A 19,093-nucleotide genomic window follows, 5' to 3' on the forward strand; every position below is an offset into this window, starting at 1 on the left:
AATATTAGACAAGTGAAGAGCTAGTATTCAAACGAACTTATTTATGGGCTATTAGACCCTTGAATATTTATTAAGAGCAAAATATGTTGAATTCTAAATCAATTTTAATCACGGGCGGCACTGGTTCGTTCGGTAAACAGTTCATCAAAACCATTCTTGAGCGCTTCCCACAAGTAAAGAAAATCATCATTTTTTCTCGCGATGAACTTAAACAGTTCGAACTTAAGCAGAAGTATCCGGCTAAAGACTTTCCTCAACTTCGCTTCTTTATCGGTGATGTGCGCGATCAAAATCGCATGATCCAAGCTTGTGAAGGCGTTGATGTGATCATTCACGCGGCTGCAATCAAACAAGTGGATACCGCAGAGTACAACCCGACAGAGTGTATTCGTACGAACGTCGATGGTGCGGAAAATGTTATTCACGCGGCACTTCAATGCGGCGTTAAAGATGTGGTGGCGTTGTCGACAGATAAAGCGTGTGCGCCTATCAACTTGTACGGCGCGACGAAACTGGCTTCAGACAAGCTGTTTACCGCGGCCAACAATATCAAAGGCTCTAAAGACATTCGATTCAGTGTGGTTCGTTACGGTAACGTAATGGGTTCACGTGGTTCGGTTATCCCTTTCTTCTTGAACAAACGCTCAGAAGGCGTATTGCCAATTACGCATGAAGAGATGACCCGTTTTAACATCTCTTTGCAAGATGGCGTAAATATGGTGATGTACGCACTTGAGCACCATTTAGGTGGTGAGATATTCATACCGAAGATCCCATCTTACAAAATCTTAGACATTGCAGAAGCAGTGGCACCTGAATGTGAGACTAAAGTGGTTGGTATTCGCCCTGGTGAAAAGCTGCACGAAGAAATGATCACAGATACGGACTCCTTAAATACTATCGACCTAGGCAAGTACTACGCGATCTTGCCTTCGGTATCTTTTACTTACACCGAAGAAGAGTATCTAACGCACCATAAAGCAGAAAAAGTGCCGTTTGGATTTAAGTACAACTCTGGAACGAATACCGAGTGGGAAACGATTGAAAGCTTACGAGCTTTAGTTAAAGAGCATGTAGACCCTAATTTTACAGTGTGAGAAGTAGCGTGATCCCATACGGAAGACAAGACATCACCCAACAAGATATTGATGGTGTCATCGAAGTTTTACACTCCGATTTTTTGACGCAAGGTCCAAAAGTTCCCGAATTTGAACGAACGCTCATCGATCATACCGGCGCGGAATATGCCTTGGCGGTGAACAGTGCAACGTCAGCGTTACATATTGCTTGTCTTGCTCTGGGATTGGAGGAAGGTGATTGGCTATGGACATCGCCAGTTACCTTTGTGGCCTCTGCAAACTGCGGCTTGTATTGCGGTGCAAAAGTAGATTTTGTCGATATCGACCCAGCTACCTATAACCTGTGCCCGAAAAAGCTGGAACAAAAACTAATTTCAGCCAAAGCGAATGGAACCTTACCAAAAGTCGTAGTGCCAGTGCATTTGTGTGGTCAACCTTGCGATATGAAAGCTATTGCCAAGTTAGCCAAACAGTACGGTTTTAAAGTCATCGAAGACGCATCGCACGCGATTGGCGGTCAATATCATGGCAAGCCGATTGGCAACTGTGAATACTCAGACATCACTGTTTTTAGTTTTCACCCGGTAAAAATCGTGACCACAGCAGAAGGTGGCGCTGCGTTGACCAACAATAAAGGGTTGGCCGAGAAAATGGCGCTGCTGCGCAGTCATGGTATTACTCGTGACCCGGAGCAAATGGAAGGCGAAAGCCATGGCTCATGGTATTACCAGCAAGTCGACTTGGGCTTTAACTATCGAATGACGGAATTACAAGCCGCATTGGGTGTCACTCAGATGCAGCGTCTTGAGCAGTTCATTACCGCTCGTCATCGGCTGGCTGAGCGTTACAACCAGTTATTGCAATCTCTACCCGTTGTGTTGCCGTACCAGCTAGACAATACCTACTCGGGTTTGCATCTGTACGTGATCCGCTTGGAGCTGGAAAAAATAGCTTTATCACATAAAGAAGTCTTTGATTCTCTACGTAAGAATGGCATTGGCGTCAACCTCCATTACATTCCAGTGCATACCCAGCCCTATTATAAAAAAATGGGGTTCCATGCCGGAGATTTCCCTGAGTCAGAGCGCTACTACCAAGAGGCGATTTCATTGCCGATGTTCCATTCGATGAGTAATGAACAACAAGATGAAGTGGTAAGCGTGCTGTCAGAGATATTGCAGAGGTAAGTCACTAATGAACATTGCGATCATTCCTGCTCGCGGTGGCAGTAAACGTATTCCTCGCAAAAACATCAAGCTATTTCATGGGAAACCGATGATCGCTTATTCCATTGATGCGGCTCTTAAGTCGGGCTGTTTTGATAAAGTGATCGTATCGACAGACGACCAAGAGATTGCTGATGTCGCGATGGCGTTTGGTGCGGAAGTACCCTTTATTCGCCCTGCCGAGATATCTGATGACCACGCAACCACGATGGATGTCATGCAGCATGCGATTCAATGGTGCGACAGCCAAGGAATGGATGTCCAATATGTATGCTGCTTGTACGCAACCGCTCCCTTCGTGACCGAGTCGTCTTTGTTGCAAGGCTTGAATACGCTTCAGGATGAAGCGTGTGAGTTTGTGTTCAGTGCCACGACCTTTCCTTTTCCTATTCAAAGAGCGATTAAGCTCTCGACTGATGGAGAAGTTAACATGTTTGCCCCTGAAAACGAGCAGGTGCGCTCTCAGGACTTAGAGGAAGCATATCATGATGCGGGTCAGTTTTATTGGGGCAAGAAAAGCGCGTTTTTAAAGCGAAAAGCCATTTTTGCACCGCATTCACGTGTGGTGCTACTACCAAGAAGCCGTGTGCAAGATATTGATACACCAGAAGATTGGGATTTGGCGCAAGCGCTGTATTCCGTCATGAGTTAGTGCTATGAACGTTGTATTTAGGGTGGATGCCTCCGTTTGGATTGGCAGCGGTCATGTGATGCGTTGCCTCGTTTTGGCTGATGAACTAAAGTCGCACGGTTATCGCGTCTCGTTTGCTTGCTTGCCACAAAAAGGGGATATGATTTCCTACATTAAGAGCCGAGGCTTCGATGTTGTGACATTGACAGCGCCTTCAGAGTATATTCAACCAACTCACGAGGCGGATTATTGTGGATGGCTGCAGCGTTCGGTCTGTGAGGATGCGAGGGACTTCCTTTCCCATATCAAAGCCGCAGATTTAGTCGTGACCGATCATTATGCCATTGAAGATGATTGGCAAAAGCAAGTGAAAAATGAGTTAGGTTGTCATCTAATGGCGCTCGATGACTTAGCTCGTACTCATGATGCAGACCTCATCATCGACCAAACATTGGGACGCAACCCTAATGAATATTTCGGATCAGCCAGAGCGTTAACAGGCAGTGACTACGCACTATTAGCACCTAATTTCCTCGCACTGAGAGAGCGAGGATTAAATCGAGTTCCACCTAAAGAGAAGCCACGAGTACTGATCTCTATGGGTGGGATAGACAACCCCAATGCTACCTTATCGGTTTTAAAAGCCTTGGTAGGTAGGGTTGATGCGAGCTTTACCGTGTTATTGAGCACTCGTGCTCCGCACTATCAAGAAGTGAAAGCGTGGTGTCATCAACATGATGACGTAAAGCATAAAGAGTTTGAGAGCAATATGGCTGAGCTGATGCTGCAGCATGATATAGCCATCGGCGCTCCAGGCACCACCAGTTGGGAGCGTGCCTGCTTAGGGCTGCCTAGTATTCTCATTCCTCTCGCAGAAAATCAGTCGATGATTTGCGCGCAGCTTCTGGCTCATCAAGCCATCCTAAAAGTCACTCTGCCTGAGATTAAGGCGAAGCTGTTAGTTGCTTATGAGCAGCTTATCTCTGGCTGGGCAACCTATCACACTAACAATCTTAGACTCTGTGACGGGTTAGGCCTACGACGCGTCGTGCTGGAAATACAGCAGATGTTAGAGCCAAAAGCTCATTCTCTTCTGCAGTTACGCCGTGCAAGGCGAGATGACATCGACACCGTTTACCACTGGCAGTGCCATCCTAAAACTCGTGAATATGCCCTTAATGCGACAGTACCGAGTTGGGATGAACATAAGCAGTGGATGACAAGAAAACTCGACAGCGTTCGAGACTACTTTTATATCGTCATCGATAAGCAAAATCATAAACCCCTGGGTGTTGTTAGACTGGATAATACGGAGCCAGGTCATTACTTGGTTTCTATCTATGTCGCTCCAGAGAGCTACGGCAAAGGCGTTGCCATTGCGGCACTTTCTATGGTGGATGAACTTCATCCCGAAATGACACTCCATGCGACCGTACTGAAAGAGAATGTGGCCTCCCAAAAGCTATTTCAGAAAGCGAATTACACACAATTAGACGCAGAAACGTATATTCGCTACCCAATTTAAGAGAGATGATAATGAAGTCAGAAATTATTATTGATGGCCGAAAAATAGGTCCTGATCACCCGCCTTATATTATTGCTGAGCTTTCAGCAAACCATAATGGTGATATAAACCGAGCTTTTCAAATTATGGAAGAAGCAAAGAAAGCGGGTGCTGATGCCATTAAGCTGCAAACCTACACCCACGATACGATTACCATTGATTGCGACTCAGAAGAGTTTCAAATTCATGGCGGCTTGTGGGATGGTCAGACGCTATATGAATTATACAAAGGCGCTCACATGCCATGGGACTGGCACAAACCATTGTTTGAGAAAGCGAAAGAGCTCGGTATCACCATCTTCAGTTCGCCGTTTGATTTTAGTGCGGTTGATCTTTTAGAAGAACTCGATGCTCCTGCTTACAAAATTGCTTCTTTTGAAGTGATCGATTTGCCTTTGATTAGGCGTGTCGCGCAAACCGGTAAGCCGATGATCATCTCAACCGGGATGGCCAATGAGGAAGAGATCGCCGAGGCGATTGAAACGGCGACAGACAATGGCTGTGAAGACCTAGTTGTACTGCATTGCGTGAGTGGTTACCCAGCACCCGCAGAGCAATACAATTTAAAAACCATTGCAGATATCAGTGAGCGTTTTGGTGTCCTATCAGGTCTATCGGATCATACGATAGACAATGCAACGGCGGTGGCATCTGTAACACTAGGCGCTTGTTTGATTGAAAAACATGTCACTATGGATAGAAATGGCGGTGGGGCTGATGACAGCTTTTCTTTAGAGCCTAAGGAGCTTCAGGCGCTTTGTCGAGATACCAAAACGGCATGGCGTGCGATGGGCAAGGTGAATTATGAACGTACCGAAGCAGAAAAGGGTAACGTAAAATTCCGTCGCTCTTTATATATTGTTAAAGACATTAAAGCGGGTGAAGTGTTAACAGAAGAGCATGTGCGTAGTATTAGGCCTGGTTTTGGATTAGCGCCTAAATATCTAGATATCGTCCTAGGCAAGGTAGTTTCCCAAGATTTGGCGAAAGGTACTGCTTTGCAGTTGGAACACTTAAACTAAGTTGAAGTGTCACCAAGTAGGGAGTTTGAGCAACCTACTTGGTGGCATATTTACGTGTTTGCTTCTTTGACTCCAGCCCTATCTAAGTACTGGACAATCCTCTCATTTCTTAACCTATTTTTTTCAGAGTAACCATCTGTATTGGGCGGTACGTAAAAAATTTCCATTTCTGGAAAAATAAGCTTCGCAGTGAATAAAACCGTTGAGTTTGTACCAACAAGCTTTGACAAGGCTAAATTTTTTTCTAATATCTCAATCTCTAAAGGGTATTCAGACTGGTGATAGGTAAGATTAGAAATCGTTTGTATTTTTTCTTTTAGCTCTGTTGACTCGGTTCTATGAGGGAAGTAAACAATATGCTCGTGTTGTTGGCAGAACTTAATTACTTCATTTAAATACTGCGATTCTGATTTCTGATTCTTATGCCCAATGGCACCCTGTCCAATAAATCCGACAGTATTGGTATTAGGATAAGTTGCACTGATATTATATTTATGGCTCAACTCTTGAAATCTATTTTTGACGATTGGGTGATCAGGTTCATATATATCAAATAGTGTGAACAGTTCAAGGTTGTTACTTTGAGGTAATTCTCCGATAGGAATAATACCTTGTAACCTTAAAAGAGAATCGTTGAAAAAACGCTTTCTAGAATATGTTGCTTTATTTCTAATTACCTCTTCATATTCGTTGATAGTAAGCGTTCCATCGTCAAAGTACACCTCTTTACTTATCGGTAAATTTTTTAAAAGAAGTTTGGTTCTCCAACCATTATATTCTGCGTGGAAGAAGTGCTCTATGTTGCGCTCTTGGGTGATTAAGCGTATTTTTTTTATCGCTTTAGGTAGATTTCTAGTTCTGTCTGTTCGAGGAATGGTTATCACGTAATCCCATTCACTTTTTTTAACGATTTTCTCTTGCTGGCTCAAGCCAAGTTCTGATGCTTGCTCTACTAGTAATAGAATATTATTCTTTGTTTTGTAGTGAGCCTTAGCCTCTATAGCACATATGTATTGGAAAGGGGAAGTTACGGAAAATAAATTCATACAACTTACCTATAGATTTTATTCAATCGTTTTAAACAAATTAGCAAATAACCAATGTACCCCATATGTTCTACAAAAAAATAGAATGTTTGTTTCTTAAATGGAGTGTTACTTGGTTTTTTAATGTATAAGCCAGATAATTGATCTTTGGTTTTAATGTATGTGCTATAGTTAGAAAAGCCTCTGAAGCAAAGTGATAATGCAGGTATATAAGCTAGTTTGAATGCCATTTCTCCTAGCTCTGACTTGTGTTTTTCAAATAAACCTAGACTTTTTGCTTTGTCTTGTAAATGAGCCATTGATTTTATTCGGCTAAATAAGTGGTGCTTGGACTTTGTATTGCTTTGGCTAGTACTTGTATACTGGTAAATATACAGCTCTTTATCAATATGAATTCTACTCTCCTTATTTAATGTCCAAACTATAAAGCTAATAGCATTATCCTCATAATTTATATTCTCTGGGAAAAGTAAATTGTTATCTATAAATATACTCTTATAGAAAAAAGCGCTTGCCATTGATCCGCTTGTTTCTCCCGGTAGAATGACAGAGTCGGAGCTAGACTTTGATTTTTTGAGTATGTTGAAAGAAATTATACTGCTGTTGCTATTATCCAAAAGAGGGGAAAGGTAATCACGGTGAACATAATCATCACTATCAACGAAGGAGATAAACTTGGATTTTGCTTCATTTAGTCCTTTGTTTCTTGCTCCGCCAGCGCCTTTATTTTCTTGAGATATTACATTTAGTTTTTCATATTGAGATGCTATTTTATTTAGTAATAACAGTGAGTTATCAGAAGAGCCATCATCAATTGCTATTACTTCTGATATGATATTAGGATTTTTTTTGTCAGCAGTAATTATTGAGTTAATACATCTTTCAATAGTTTTTTCTGCATTATATATAGGAATGATAATACTTAACATTTCTCGTTGGCCGTAAGTATAAATAGCAGTGAACTCTGAATGCTACCTTTACTATTTTTAATAAAAAGTTCAGCATTGAAAGACATCTCTTGTCGAAGTCGAAAGTCAGATAATGTTTTTACAATAGAGGATGGCAATTTATTTGTAATTATAATTGCGTTGGTTTCAGCCAAAGTTTGCACGACTTCTTTAAAGTTATAGTAACTTGGCCCAGTAATCACGGGGACGCTCAAAGCCGCTGGCTCCAATACATTGTGTCCACCAACCTTATCGCCAATTAGGCTTCCGCCCATAAAGCACACGTCGGCTGCGCCGATTAATATCAGCATTTCACCCATGGTATCGCCTAGATAAATCTGAGTAGATTTGGTCACTTCAGGTTGAGTAGTGCGACGGACAGTGTCAAAGCCTTGTGTTTGGCAAAGTTCAAATACACTATCGAAGCGTTCCGGGTGTCGTGGAACTAAAATGAGTAACGCGTCTGGGAATGACTCTAGTATCTTTTTGTGTGCGGCAAGTACCTGCTCGTCTTCACCTTTATGTGTACTTGCTGCAATCCATACAGGGCGGTTCACGCCTAAATCTGATCTAAGTGATTTGCCTTGCTTTTTCACTTCATCCGAAATTTCAATGTCAAACTTAATCGAGCCAGTCACAAAGAGTTTATCTTTGTTTACGCCTAAAAGCTCAAAGCGTTCAGCGTCCGATTCTGCTTGGCATAGCACTTTTGTTAAACATGGATGGATCATGTTAAACAGTGGTTGAGCTTTTTTATAGTTATTACACGACTTTTCAGACAGGCGAGCGTTAACCACAGTAATAGGAATCCCCGCGTTGTGCACAGTGTTAAGGGTGTTTGGCCAAAGCTCGGTTTCAATGATCAGCATTTGCTTCGGATTTGTCGCTTTCAAAAAGCCTTTTACCGCAAAGCTAAAGTCGATTGGCATGTAGCGATGTTCAACTAAGTCACCTAGTTTTGCCACTTGCTCTGCCCCGGTGCTGGTTGTCGTGGTAACCAGAATCGCTTGATCAGGGTTTTGCTTTTTTAACGCTTTTATTAGCGGTGCTGCCGCGATGCTTTCACCAACGGATACGGCATGAATCCATATTGGTCGTTGGTCAGTGTTAAGCTTTGGTGTAATACCAAAATGCTCTTTCCAGCGCGGACCAAATTTAGGTTTGTTTGGTTTGCTTTTATACAAACCAAACAAAAGAACCGGCGAAGCCAAAGTCAGCAACAGGGTATATATGAGTCGAATTAACATGAGCTAATGGTAATCGCTTCGAGTTTTTGAATGCTATTCAGCACTTGTTTTGGTGACAATTCCGTCAAACACTTAAGGTGGTTGAACTGGCATTCACGCTGAAAACATGGGCGACAGTCAATGTCGGTATGAACAATCTCGACTTTTTCCGCAAGTGGCGGCGTATATTTTGGAGAGGTCGAACCGTACACAGCGACAACATTACAGCCAACCGCCGCTGCAACGTGCATCAAACCTGAATCATTGGCCACAACCGTTTTACAGGCAGCAAGCAGGTCAACGGCCTCAATCAAGCTGGTTTGTCCCGCCAAAACATGAATGTATTGATGATAGTCGCTTGGAACCAGCGAGCGGATGTTATTGCAAGTCTCAAGATCTTTTTGTGAGCCGAATAACGAGACTTGATTACCCTCTTTGCACATTTGTGTAGCCACTTCTGCATAGTGGGTTTCTGGCCATTTTTTTGCCGGGCCAAACTCGGCACCCGGACATAAACCGATGATCGAACGCTCTTGGTTTAGGCTAAACTTCTGGATGGTTTCCTGTTGCTCTTTTTCATTGATATCAAGACGAGGGCGGGGAAGAGCCTCTAATCCACCTAATGATGACGAGTCAACCATCCCTGTTCTTGGATACGCTAAAGCCACATAGCGTTCTACCATGTATTGGAACGACTTCATGTTAGATCGAATATCATTGAGCAAGCCGTAACGCATTTCGCCTTTCCAGCCAGTACGAAGAGGAATATCCGCAAACCACGGAATCAGAGCGGATTTAGCCGACTTTGGCAGAATATAAGCGTGATCGTATTTCTTTTCACGCAGGGATTTGCCAATTTCGCGACGACCAAGAAGGTTAAACTCACCATGACCGATTGGCATTTCAATAGCCATATTCACTTCTGGCATGCGTTCTAAGATCGGCTTACACCATCCAGGCGCTATGACATCAATTTCACTATCAGGGTTAAGCTGTTTTAAAACGATGTAGAGCGATTGCGACATCACCATATCGCCGACCCAAGAAGGACCAATAACTAAGATTTTTTTCATTTTTTGATTTGCCAGTCAGTGTTATATCTCTGCTTAAAGATATTGTAATAGTTATTACCGTCTTCCTGTGAATGCAACAATTGCAGTACCCACATGTACTGTTCAGGTTTGCTGCCAACGAAGTATTCAATCGCTTCGTTGCAAGTGCGCGCGTCTTGCTCTTCGCTTTTATCCAGCTCAAATGCAGGTAAAATCTCGATATCAAACGTACCATCTTCTGTGTTCATCGATGCAAACAAAGGTAACACTTTCGAACGTGATAGTTTCGCAATTTTACCTAAGCCAGGTAGCGTCGCTTTACGAGTGGCAAAAAAGTCTACGAAGACGCTATGCTCAGGACCATGATCTTGATCGGGTAAATAATATCCAATATAGCCATCGCGAACCGATTTTAAAAAAGGCTTGATGCCACCAGAGCGCTCATAAACCCGTCCACCATACTGTACCCTTTGCTTGTGCATCAACCAGTCAGCAACCTCGTTCTTCTGTTTTTTTGCCATTGCAGATACCGGCATTCCCATTGAAGCGAGCAAAATTGCGGGAACATCAATGGCCCAAGAGTGGGGAACCATCAAGATCACATTCTCGTCGTTATCAATATGTTTTCGAAGAATATCCTGCCCCTGAATATTGCAACGTTTTTGTAGCCAATTTGGTGAGCGTAAACTCAACAACCCAAAACGGAGGAAAAAGAGCGCCGCCGTGTACAGCGTTTTCTCAATCAGAGCTTCACGTTCCTCAAAGGACTTTTCTGGGAAGCACAACTCAAAGTTTACGCGTGCTCGATGAGCTGGACCTTTACGTGATTTCGATAATTTTCTCGCGGCCGTTTTAGCAAGCCACTTTTGCGCGCTAAGTGGCATCAGGGCTAAAGGCAAAGAGAGAATGACGCCTAGCCAAGTTCCCCAATATTTAGGCGCTAAAAAGTGGCGCTTAAACTCAGGATTGTAGGCTTTAGGGTCGAAGTCGTTACTTTCCGTTGTCATTGTCGTAATTTACAACCTTTTTGTTGGGCAAAACTTTGGCTCTTTTTACTCTCGTGAGCTGATAGTTATGTATTCTAGCGTACGAGGTGATGGTGTCTATGGGTACTCATTGACGATAAGATAAAGTCTATTCGTGCGGCGTTCAACTGAGGTGTTAACAACGACGCTTTGTTAGCAAGTAAAACTTCCTTCTTATCTGCTCATAGAACCGAAACGCTTCTATATAAAATTTGTTTATTACACTTAAGTGATCTTTATTTTTGCGTGTATGTCCAATAGTTGAGGGGATCGCGGCTCTAAAAACCACATCTGGATAGATACTTATAATATTGATGTCATGAATCCAGACTTTTTCCATGTAGTCATCCACAGGGAACAGTATTTCTTTTGCATTGTTCACAAGCTGCTCAGCTGCTTCTGGGCGGAGCAAATAGCCCATAGCGCCTGATGTGGGGCAAGCATAGTCACCAAGAGCAAAGGTTTCTGAGAGCGCAGTCGTCTTGTTAAACGCTATATTTTGTTTGGATGCTGCTAACTTAACGAGAGAGCGAAGACTTAATTGAGAGCGGATGTGTTGTAATTCGGCTACCACAGATGCAATTTCTGGATGAATATCGACGTTGTCCTCCAAAACCAGAACATCTTGTTGATGCTTAACGCACCATTGCCATATCGCCATATGGCTAAAAAAACAGGCGATTTCACCTTTTTTTTAGCGTGTAACCTTTCAGTCTAAGTGTTTTTTCAGGTCTTATGAGCTCTTTCTGCGTATTCGTTAAATCTTGAGGTGTTAATGCGTCAAAGAACTCAAATTGTATATTGGCCGCGTTGAGCTTTGTCTCAACTCGCTCTCGGCGATCAATAGAATTCTTAAGGCTTAAGACAAAGGTCTTCATCATAATACTCGTTTGAATAACAAAAATTAAGTTTAGCGTGATCGGGTTTCTTAAAGGTACAACGGTTAAGCCAGGTATCGAATGTATGTCATATAGAAAGATTGTAGGGCTTGTTCACAGGGAGAGATGTCGAACACAATGAAATTACAGGTACCAGTATTCATAGTGAAGTAGCTCAAAAGGGAGCAGGTTAAACTCCGCTCCCTTTAGGATCTCGAGACAGGACAACAGTATAAAGTAATACACCGCCGCTTACATGTTAGCGATTCTGAATGGCTAAGTACTCAGCAACCCCTTCTGCAACTGTTTTGAACTCTATATCACAGCCCGCAGCGCGTAGTTTAGTCAAGTCAGCTTGAGTAAACTCTTGATACGCACCTTTAAGGTGGTCCGGGAACGGGATAGTTTGGATTTCGCCTTTTCCATGATGGGTGATTACGGCTTTTGCTACAGCATCAAATGATTCCGCACGACCGGTACCACAGTTAAAGATACCCGATACACCATTTTCCAGGAACCACAGATTGACTTTACATACATCACCCACGTAGACAAAGTCACGTTTAAAGGTTTCACTGCCGGCAAACAATTTCGGGTTCTCACCCGCATTTAGCTGATTGTTTAGATGGAATGCGACTGATGCCATGCTGCCTTTGTGATCTTCACGAGGGCCGTAGACGTTGAAGTAACGGAAGCCAGTGATTTGCGACAAGGTTTCACCGTGTTGTTCAGCATCTTGCCATAAGCGACGTACATAGTTATCAAACTGTTGTTTCGAATAGCCATAGACGTTAAGAGCGCCTTCGTACTCACGCTCTTCAACAAAGGTGTCTGTCTCACCGTATGTTGCTGCAGAGGAGGCATAAAGGAATGGAATTTCACGGTCTAAACAGTAATGCAGCAACTCTTTTGAGTACTCATAGTTGTTCAGCATCATGTATTTACCATCCCATTCAGTGGTCGCAGAGCACGCTCCTTCATGGAAGATGGCTTCGATCGGGCCGAAATCATCACCCGCCATAATTTGGGTAAGGAAGTCGTCACGATCCATGTAATCGGTAATGTCCAGATCAACTAGATTCTTAAATTTTTTGCCATTTTTAAGGTTGTCGACAACCAGAATATCGTTCATACCAGCTGCGTTGAGTGCTTTCACAATGTTGCTGCCAATCATGCCAGCACCACCAGTTACGATAATCATAGAACTTCCACCATAGATTAAAATTTCTCTGGAATTCTAGCAAGAAACGGAATGCAGCGCTATTGGGAGGGAAGAAAGAGTCAGGAGCAAAGCTCAAAGAGTTAGAAGCAAATTGCTTTGATTATTTCGTTATGCTTGGCGTGCGCATTGAACAAAATAGGGAGCAGAGTAGAATAACGCTCTTAAGTGCAAGGATAAGCATGATCATAGATTATGCCATTATCGGCCCAAGAACCTCATATTGGAGTTAAAGTGATTCTAAAACCATCGATAAATGAGAAGTTATCATTTCTGTACTTTCTTCCTCTTACCTGGGCCGTGACTGGAATGTTGCTTTATAGAGATGGACATAAACTCATGGTGCTGTTTGCACTTATTGTTATGTTGGTTTCTTTTAGCCAGTATGGGCTTCAACTAGCATTGAGTAACATAAAAGCGCACCGCCTCCTTCAATTGCTTTTGGTGACTTTAGGCTTTTATATTGCGGTTGATGTATATCAAGGCTACGGCTCCAGTGTGATTCGAGCATTTTCTGTGGTCGTTGTAATTTTGACTTTTACTCCCGCACATATCTGGCGTAAACAGCAAAAACATGTACCTATTTGGGTCTTGGTTGGCGCATTGACCTGTTTTGTTTCTACCTTTTATCAAGCCCATATTTTGCAGTTAGGTCGATGGTGGAATATCAATCCTATTCCTTATACGACGGTAGCGTGTGTGTTTTCTTTACTCAGTGCGATGCTATTGGTTTTAAAAGCTAGCTCTCGAACTAAAGTTATAGCATTTGCATCTTTCATGCTTTCTTTTAATGCGCTCATTTTAGGTGAGGCTCGTGGGGTGTTATTGGCATTTTATGTAGCCGTATTCGCTTTTTTCTTTGTTATCAAATTCAGCAATCATGTCCTGATAGGAAAGTATGTGTTGATTCTGGGGATCGCGATGGCGACCTTGATTTTCATGAATAAACAAACCATAGAGAACAGGATAGAGCAAACCAATAAAGAAGCAGCCACGATCGCTGGCGGAAATCTTGATTCTTCTATAGGTTTGCGTCTTCAAATGTGGAAGAGTGGGTTAGAAATGTTTAAAAAAGCTCCGGTTCTTGGTTATGGTGATGGACACCTCGAGCAGAAAGAAATGCAATATGAAGAGGGGATTATTTCCAAAAATGCCATTTCATTTACTCATTATCACAGTCAGTTTATCGAAGCATTGGTGAAAACGGGTATCATTGGTTTTTTGGTCATTCTGGCTTTGCTTTTATTGCCGTTTTATTATCACTATCAAACTAATAATTTAGCGACATTAGCAGCAAGCGTTATCTCTCTGGCATATATTGTCGCTTCACTAACTGATGTTCCTATGAGTCACGCACAAACAATCATCGTGTATTTCTTGTTTATCAAGGCGCTGCTCTCCAATTTGGAGTCGGATAACTGCTTGGGTAATGCACAGTAGCTCGCTGAGGATAGAAACTTCTAGGGCCTAGGATCCTAGGCCCTCTTGTTATTAATTTGCTTCTGAACGATTTGGTCTTTGATACCAAGGGTTTCGCTCATCAGTCAGTTCTATCAAGCCGTATTTACGTCCTAGCCTTTGACCACCGTCGCGAGTCAGCGGTTGCCAGTTGAAGTTCGCGCGATTGTTACTTGGTTTGACTGTCATGATGTCGTATGGAATGGAGATGTAGAAGCCTTTAGTAAAGCTGCCTTCGCCAAACTCATCAGCTGATAAGTCACTGATAGACGCAAACGCGCCGGCAATCACACCACTCTTGAACTGTTTAGAGAAACTGAACTGAGCGCCTTTATCACCTGCTAAGAATTGACCTACATTCAACTCAAGCATGGTATCAGATAGAAACTCCCACTGCGGGAAGTAGTAGCCAGACACAAAGCCTGTAAATCCTTTTTCGATGACTTGGAATGGACGACCGTACTCTGGAACGTTCTGCCACTTTTCGTCATAAATACCAAAGTAACTTTGCGGGTCACGCTGAGTGACTAAGTTAACGTCAGCACCAATTGCCCAGTTAGCGCCTTTCGGACGATATAATAACTCCGTACCGACACCGGCAAACATACTCTCCAGATAACCTGCGTAGAACTGCTGGTCCATCGTATCTGAGTATTCCTGGAACCAGGTTAATTGCAAGTTCGAAATGGTAACATCGTGCTCGTTTTGGTAAGCACGGAACATGGTACGCACACGCGGGATCGTTGTTGCATCAGGTGGCGTGACATAGTTGAACTTGTCGTAGTTGTTGTACCAATCCCAGTAAAGTGAACCGGCAATCTCAAGTTGATCGGTCAGCCAGTAAGATGCACTGCCGCTTAAACCAACACTAAACAGGTAGAAGTCTTCAGCATTACCCAATGTTTGCGCCAGTTTAGGTGCAAAGCCCCAATCGAAGCGCTTAAAGCCGTCATAGGTTGTTTGACCTTGTGGTTTAAGGCTCGACGTTGAAGTCGCATCTTCGATTTGAGGGTTGATGTAGTTTACTTGGGCGTAATCCCGGTACTTATCTTTCGAAATTGCGGTTTGTTCGGTGATTAAACCACGGTTTCGTTCATTAATTGTGAAGGTATCGACACTGTCTGGTACCTGGTTATAGAGTACAGCTGCCGCTTTTTCGTGTGCCTCGTTACGGTCACGGTACTTCTTCTGTTCACCGACAATCGATACCTTATCGTTTTGTGCGTAAATTTGGATATTTTGGTAACCGGCAATCTTATGCAAGTCTTCTGTTACGCGCTTCCAGTCCACATCAGAAAGTTCTGCTGGTTGGTTATCTTCTACTTCTGGTGTTGGTGTATCACGCCAGAAAGAAGGCATGTCATTAAAGTTAGTGTGCAGACTTAAACCCGCTACGAGCGTATCGCCACGCTCATAACTCAAACGCAGATCTGCCATATGACCTAAGCGGTACAGCACGCCAAAGTTCCAAGGCGTATACGGAGTCATATTTATGCCACCACGACGAGCAGGGAAGTCTTCACTGTAATCGTTGCTGTCGTATTCCAGTTTAAAGCGCAGCGGAGCGTAGAGTGTCTGGTATTCCACTCCACCAAATAGCGCAGCAGGGCCTTTGAACCAACGTTCGAAGTCTACGCTGCCGCCTCTACCTTTAAAGTCAGATGGACGCTCGCAGTATTTGTTTGATGCCTTACAAGCAATGTTCGTGATGTTATCTCGCGTACCTAAATAACCCCAGCCCATGCCCAAGGTAAAATCGAAGGTACCTAAGTTCGGATTGGAGTATCGCTTGGTCGCGGCGAAGAATTCGGCGTCAAATAGTCCCGTACCCGCAAAGTCACGAACGCCGACAGAAAGCTCTGGAAAATACTGGGATTCCTCTAGCAGGCGAACTTTAAAGTCTACGCCCTTATCGGTGTATTTTGTATCTCCCGAAAAGTCTGGATCGTTGCTGTAGAAAAGATCATTGACCAAGGTGTAGCGTAAGGTCGTTTCGAGCCAAGGCATCACTTGCAGAGTGACATTATAAAACTGGTATTCATTACTGAAGTTGACCGCAACGTTAAATTCACCTTCCGGTGCCATGCGGCCAGTTGGCATTTGCATAAGGCCGACACCGCCAAAGTCCATCTGTGAGGGCTGTAGTGGAGGAGCTTCAAATGGCATGTCCTGAGCCCAAACCAATGCTGGCCCCATTAAAGAAAGGGTTAAAGTATTTCTAATCAACATCATTTTGGCTTCTTCATTACGGTTGGCTTGAGTTGCGTGAGTAGCTGGACAATATCCTGATCTATTTTCGAGGTTTCATATTCATCAAAAGGGATATAAACCATGGTCAATGGCGGCAGGTAATATTGAGTCGTTAGCCAGGAACCGTGATGCGGCTGAATCACTTTACCATCCGGATAAATAATAACGGGCGGATTGGTCAGTTTACCAATATCACCTTCTAGGCTTTTTATTTGGTCTTGTAATGGAATACCGGCTTGTCCTTTGACGGAGTATATCTTGTCGAGATTTCCTAAATATGTAATTTCCTCTACGCGTCTTGGCGAAATCAAGGTTAACTGACCATTTAATAGTGGGTTGTTAAATTTGTCCAGGCGGACATCATCTAAATCAATGGCTGACAGCAGGCGCGGAGCGAACTGATGTTGTTGGATAAACTGATGCATCGGGTGCGTATTCAAGTTATATCGAACCATTTGATTCAATATCGAGTTCTTCAGAGAGGCTGACTCGCGCAATGCTTCTTCCGAACTGTTAAATAATGTTGTTGCTAGAGGGTATTGTAATATCAGATCCTGCTGCTGAGCCTGTTTCAGAACATCAGATAAGCGAACCGCTTGAGAAAATTGCATTTCTTTACCAACGGCTGTTAACTCAACATTTAAAGAGGGTGCTTGTTCTGAGGTTGACTGAGCAGAAGCCGTACTTGTATTCGCCAGTAGTATGAGGCTTGTTAAAGCTATGTTTAATAAGGATAGTGGTCGCTTAATCATGGCTTGCTGTATCCTTTCAGTATCGTTAACTCAATCGGCGCCATATTCGGCCCTAAATGCTGGCGAGTTTTTACAACTTGCCCTGCTTCATTTACCCAATAATAGTTATCAACGATTTTAGATAGGGTCGGGAACTCAACGGATTCTCGATATAAATCAGCAGAAGTCGAAGAGATTGGCGTTGTGACTACTTTTTTACCCAAGTAAGTTCGCGCTACTCGTGCCGGGAAACCATATCGATATTGCTCTTCCCAGTCATAAGAAAGGGCATATTCCGTATTTGAGTTGCTGTATGCTGGTACTGAGCCATAGACACCAGCAACATTGTTATTCTGCAATTTCAGTGTTTTAACGATATGGCCGTTTTCTGTCACCACCATCGCTTTGTCTGCACTGACCCATTTTAACTGAGTTTTACCGGTAAGAGGGTTTTGCTCGGCAAATGCCAACACAACAAAAACTTGTTTTTGATTGCCTATCTTGAGGTATGCACTGGCGTAAGGGACTGCTTCAATCTCCTGAGGCGTCATTTCTACATCGATGTAGTTACCGTAAGCGTCTTGAATGGTTGCGGAGACATCATTGAACTTTTGAGTACAACCGAAGATCAGACTAAAGGCAGGTAGGATCAGAAGTAAGCGCTTCCATTGTTTGGCTAGAAAGGTGTTCATTGTTCCCTCTTGAAAATAAAATCGCCCTGAATAAATCAGGGCGATTAATTATCTACGAATCTACTTAAAGATTACTGCGATATTATTCCACAGAAGCAGAAGCAGAAGCAGAAGCAGAAGTTGTTGTAGTGCTCGAGTCGCTGTCTGTCGCTGCTACTGCTACTACTGTTGCTGCTGCCGCTGCGCCTACTGCCACTGCAGTTGAACCTACTGCTGAGCCTGATGCTGCACCAGCTGAACCAGCTTCTTCTGCTGCGAATGCCGTTGACGCGCTTAGGGCCATAAGAATAGCTAGAGCTGTGTTTTTCATTATTAATCCTTGTATATACGTTATAAAAACATCGATGTCTGGTGACAAAACTAAGTGTCCCAATGCGTATTTTAGATAAAAAATGATCAGCGTGTAAACTGTTTCGTATTCTTTTTATTAGGAATACAAAGTCCTTAGGGGAATGCGGAGAAGGGCCTAGGGAAAAGAAAGGGCCTAGATCCTAGTTGTGCGCGTTGAATTTATTGTGTCAAATGGCAGGTTTGTATTTGTTGTTTTGGAGTACAGAGCGCTTCGCTTAGGGAATACGGAGGCGTTTGATGAGGGTTCGGTATTCCGTATTCCAAAATCGTACTCTCAAGCCTTGCGTTATTCACTGCAATTTCAGCGTTCTAGGCCCTAGGATCTAGGAACCTAGGGCCTATTCTTTTCCGTAATCCGTAATCCGTAATCCGTAATCCGTAATCCGTAATCCGTAATCCGTAATCCGTATTCCTTAATCTCAAACAACCTTAGAGCCTAACATTCATCCAATTCTCACATTGTCGGCACCCTTGTCCCCTTGCCGTTTTCCTTCAATACATGCATAATTTGCCCGCTTTGTAGAGTGTGCAAAACGATAGTTTTTTGGTTTTGCCTTCCAGACAACGCACTTAAATAAAAATATTTATATTAATAAGCCGAATAAAAAAAGTAATTCGGCGCTAAGCGAACAGTGGCTAACGCGTATATGCCGCAGGGCGGTAGCGTGGAATGCGTGAGAGATTTTACAGGCCTTA

General features: G+C 43.2%; 17 protein-coding genes. 6 read left to right on the forward strand and 11 right to left on the reverse strand.

Annotated elements, in window-relative coordinates; translation table 11 throughout:
• Positions 1-83 precede the first annotated feature (83 nt).
• From pseB to pseI, 5 genes are read left to right on the forward strand one after another with little or no spacing between them, the layout of a single operon-like run.
• Positions 84-1,097 (forward strand): UDP-N-acetylglucosamine 4,6-dehydratase (inverting), encoded by a 1,014-nt coding sequence (gene pseB / locus KHN79_RS01010; protein WP_182009800.1) that lies wholly within the window; start codon positions 84-86, stop codon positions 1,095-1,097.
• Positions 1,094-2,266 (forward strand): UDP-4-amino-4,6-dideoxy-N-acetyl-beta-L-altrosamine transaminase, encoded by a 1,173-nt coding sequence (gene pseC / locus KHN79_RS01015; protein ID WP_182009799.1) that lies wholly within the window; start codon positions 1,094-1,096, stop codon positions 2,264-2,266. The genes pseB and pseC overlap by 4 nt, the downstream gene beginning before the upstream one ends.
• A 7-nt stretch (positions 2,267-2,273) precedes the next feature.
• A complete protein-coding gene (gene pseF / locus KHN79_RS01020; protein WP_182009798.1) occupies positions 2,274-2,957 on the forward strand; it encodes a pseudaminic acid cytidylyltransferase in 684 nt (227 codons plus the stop codon).
• A 4-nt stretch (positions 2,958-2,961) separates the two neighbouring features.
• A complete protein-coding gene (gene pseG, locus KHN79_RS01025) occupies positions 2,962-4,461 on the forward strand; it encodes a UDP-2,4-diacetamido-2,4,6-trideoxy-beta-L-altropyranose hydrolase (RefSeq protein ID WP_182009797.1) in 1,500 nt (499 codons plus the stop codon).
• A gap of 11 nt (positions 4,462-4,472) precedes the next feature.
• Positions 4,473-5,522 (forward strand): pseudaminic acid synthase, encoded by a 1,050-nt coding sequence (gene pseI / locus KHN79_RS01030; protein ID WP_182009796.1) that lies wholly within the window; start codon positions 4,473-4,475, stop codon positions 5,520-5,522.
• 50 nt (positions 5,523-5,572) lie between these two features.
• Here pseI and KHN79_RS01035 read toward each other — a convergent pair whose 3' ends face one another.
• The 7 genes from KHN79_RS01035 to rfaD form a co-directional block, all read right to left on the reverse strand.
• The gene (locus KHN79_RS01035; protein ID WP_182009795.1) at positions 5,573-6,568 is read right to left on the reverse strand and encodes a glycosyltransferase 52 family protein; all 996 of its coding nucleotides are present in this window, start codon (positions 6,566-6,568) and stop codon (positions 5,573-5,575) included.
• Between the two features lie 5 nt (positions 6,569-6,573).
• On the reverse strand, positions 6,574-7,497 hold the full coding sequence (locus KHN79_RS21550; RefSeq protein ID WP_244812584.1) for a glycosyltransferase family 2 protein: 924 nt from the start codon (positions 7,495-7,497) through the stop codon (positions 6,574-6,576).
• Positions 7,491-8,762, reverse strand: coding sequence for a lipid IV(A) 3-deoxy-D-manno-octulosonic acid transferase (waaA, locus tag KHN79_RS01050; protein WP_182009794.1), 1,272 nt, complete (start codon positions 8,760-8,762; stop codon positions 7,491-7,493). The genes KHN79_RS21550 and waaA overlap by 7 nt, the downstream gene beginning before the upstream one ends.
• Complete coding sequence (gene waaF, locus KHN79_RS01055; protein ID WP_182009793.1) at positions 8,756-9,814, reverse strand: lipopolysaccharide heptosyltransferase II; 1,059 nt, start codon at positions 9,812-9,814, stop codon at positions 8,756-8,758. Before waaF ends, waaA begins: the two co-directional genes overlap by 7 nt.
• On the reverse strand, positions 9,811-10,800 hold the full coding sequence (gene lpxM / locus KHN79_RS01060; RefSeq protein WP_182009792.1) for a lauroyl-Kdo(2)-lipid IV(A) myristoyltransferase: 990 nt from the start codon (positions 10,798-10,800) through the stop codon (positions 9,811-9,813). The genes waaF and lpxM overlap by 4 nt, the downstream gene beginning before the upstream one ends.
• A gap of 154 nt (positions 10,801-10,954) precedes the next feature.
• Positions 10,955-11,500, reverse strand: coding sequence for a glycosyltransferase family 25 protein (locus tag KHN79_RS01065; RefSeq protein WP_280519660.1), 546 nt, complete (start codon positions 11,498-11,500; stop codon positions 10,955-10,957).
• Positions 11,501-11,955: 455 nt separating this feature from the next.
• Positions 11,956-12,897 (reverse strand): ADP-glyceromanno-heptose 6-epimerase, encoded by a 942-nt coding sequence (rfaD, locus tag KHN79_RS01075; protein WP_182009790.1) that lies wholly within the window; start codon positions 12,895-12,897, stop codon positions 11,956-11,958.
• Between the two features lie 252 nt (positions 12,898-13,149).
• Between rfaD and KHN79_RS01080 the strand changes: the two genes are divergently transcribed.
• The gene (locus KHN79_RS01080; RefSeq protein WP_182009789.1) at positions 13,150-14,355 is read left to right on the forward strand and encodes an O-antigen ligase family protein; all 1,206 of its coding nucleotides are present in this window, start codon (positions 13,150-13,152) and stop codon (positions 14,353-14,355) included.
• Between the two features lie 51 nt (positions 14,356-14,406).
• Here KHN79_RS01080 and KHN79_RS01085 read toward each other — a convergent pair whose 3' ends face one another.
• The 4 genes from KHN79_RS01085 to KHN79_RS01100 form a co-directional block, all read right to left on the reverse strand.
• Positions 14,407-16,605, reverse strand: coding sequence for a YjbH domain-containing protein (locus tag KHN79_RS01085; RefSeq protein WP_182009788.1), 2,199 nt, complete (start codon positions 16,603-16,605; stop codon positions 14,407-14,409).
• The gene (locus tag KHN79_RS01090; protein WP_182009787.1) at positions 16,602-17,375 is read right to left on the reverse strand and encodes a capsule biosynthesis GfcC family protein; all 774 of its coding nucleotides are present in this window, start codon (positions 17,373-17,375) and stop codon (positions 16,602-16,604) included. The genes KHN79_RS01085 and KHN79_RS01090 overlap by 4 nt, the downstream gene beginning before the upstream one ends.
• Complete coding sequence (locus tag KHN79_RS01095) at positions 17,372-18,046, reverse strand: YjbF family lipoprotein (RefSeq protein WP_182009786.1); 675 nt, start codon at positions 18,044-18,046, stop codon at positions 17,372-17,374. The genes KHN79_RS01090 and KHN79_RS01095 overlap by 4 nt, the downstream gene beginning before the upstream one ends.
• A gap of 82 nt (positions 18,047-18,128) precedes the next feature.
• Complete coding sequence (locus tag KHN79_RS01100; RefSeq protein ID WP_182009785.1) at positions 18,129-18,356, reverse strand: hypothetical protein; 228 nt, start codon at positions 18,354-18,356, stop codon at positions 18,129-18,131.
• Positions 18,357-19,093: the final 737 nt, after the last annotated feature.

The organism is Vibrio sp. B1FLJ16 (assembly GCF_905175385.1).
Classification (GTDB): domain Bacteria; phylum Pseudomonadota; class Gammaproteobacteria; order Enterobacterales; family Vibrionaceae; genus Vibrio.

Bases quoted from the DNA above. Each gene is read 5' to 3' on its own strand.
- pseB (WP_182009800.1), top strand. From the start codon at position 84: ATGTTGAATTCTAAATCAATTTTAATCACGGGCGGCACTGGTTCGTTC.
- pseF (WP_182009798.1), top strand. From the start codon at position 2,274: ATGAACATTGCGATCATTCCTGCTCGCGGTGGCAGTAAACGTATTCCT.
- pseG (WP_182009797.1), top strand. From the start codon at position 2,962: ATGAACGTTGTATTTAGGGTGGATGCCTCCGTTTGGATTGGCAGCGGT.
- pseI (WP_182009796.1), top strand. From the start codon at position 4,473: ATGAAGTCAGAAATTATTATTGATGGCCGAAAAATAGGTCCTGATCAC.
- KHN79_RS01035 (WP_182009795.1), bottom strand. From the start codon at position 6,568: ATGAATTTATTTTCCGTAACTTCCCCTTTCCAATACATATGTGCTATA.
- KHN79_RS21550 (WP_244812584.1), bottom strand. From the start codon at position 7,497: ATGTTAAGTATTATCATTCCTATATATAATGCAGAAAAAACTATTGAA.
- waaA (WP_182009794.1), bottom strand. From the start codon at position 8,762: ATGTTAATTCGACTCATATATACCCTGTTGCTGACTTTGGCTTCGCCG.
- waaF (WP_182009793.1), bottom strand. From the start codon at position 9,814: ATGAAAAAAATCTTAGTTATTGGTCCTTCTTGGGTCGGCGATATGGTG.
- lpxM (WP_182009792.1), bottom strand. From the start codon at position 10,800: ATGACAACGGAAAGTAACGACTTCGACCCTAAAGCCTACAATCCTGAG.
- rfaD (WP_182009790.1), bottom strand. From the start codon at position 12,897: ATGATTATCGTAACTGGTGGTGCTGGCATGATTGGCAGCAACATTGTG.
- KHN79_RS01085 (WP_182009788.1), bottom strand. From the start codon at position 16,605: ATGATGTTGATTAGAAATACTTTAACCCTTTCTTTAATGGGGCCAGCA.
- KHN79_RS01090 (WP_182009787.1), bottom strand. From the start codon at position 17,375: ATGATTAAGCGACCACTATCCTTATTAAACATAGCTTTAACAAGCCTC.
- KHN79_RS01095 (WP_182009786.1), bottom strand. From the start codon at position 18,046: ATGAACACCTTTCTAGCCAAACAATGGAAGCGCTTACTTCTGATCCTA.
- KHN79_RS01100 (WP_182009785.1), bottom strand. From the start codon at position 18,356: ATGAAAAACACAGCTCTAGCTATTCTTATGGCCCTAAGCGCGTCAACG.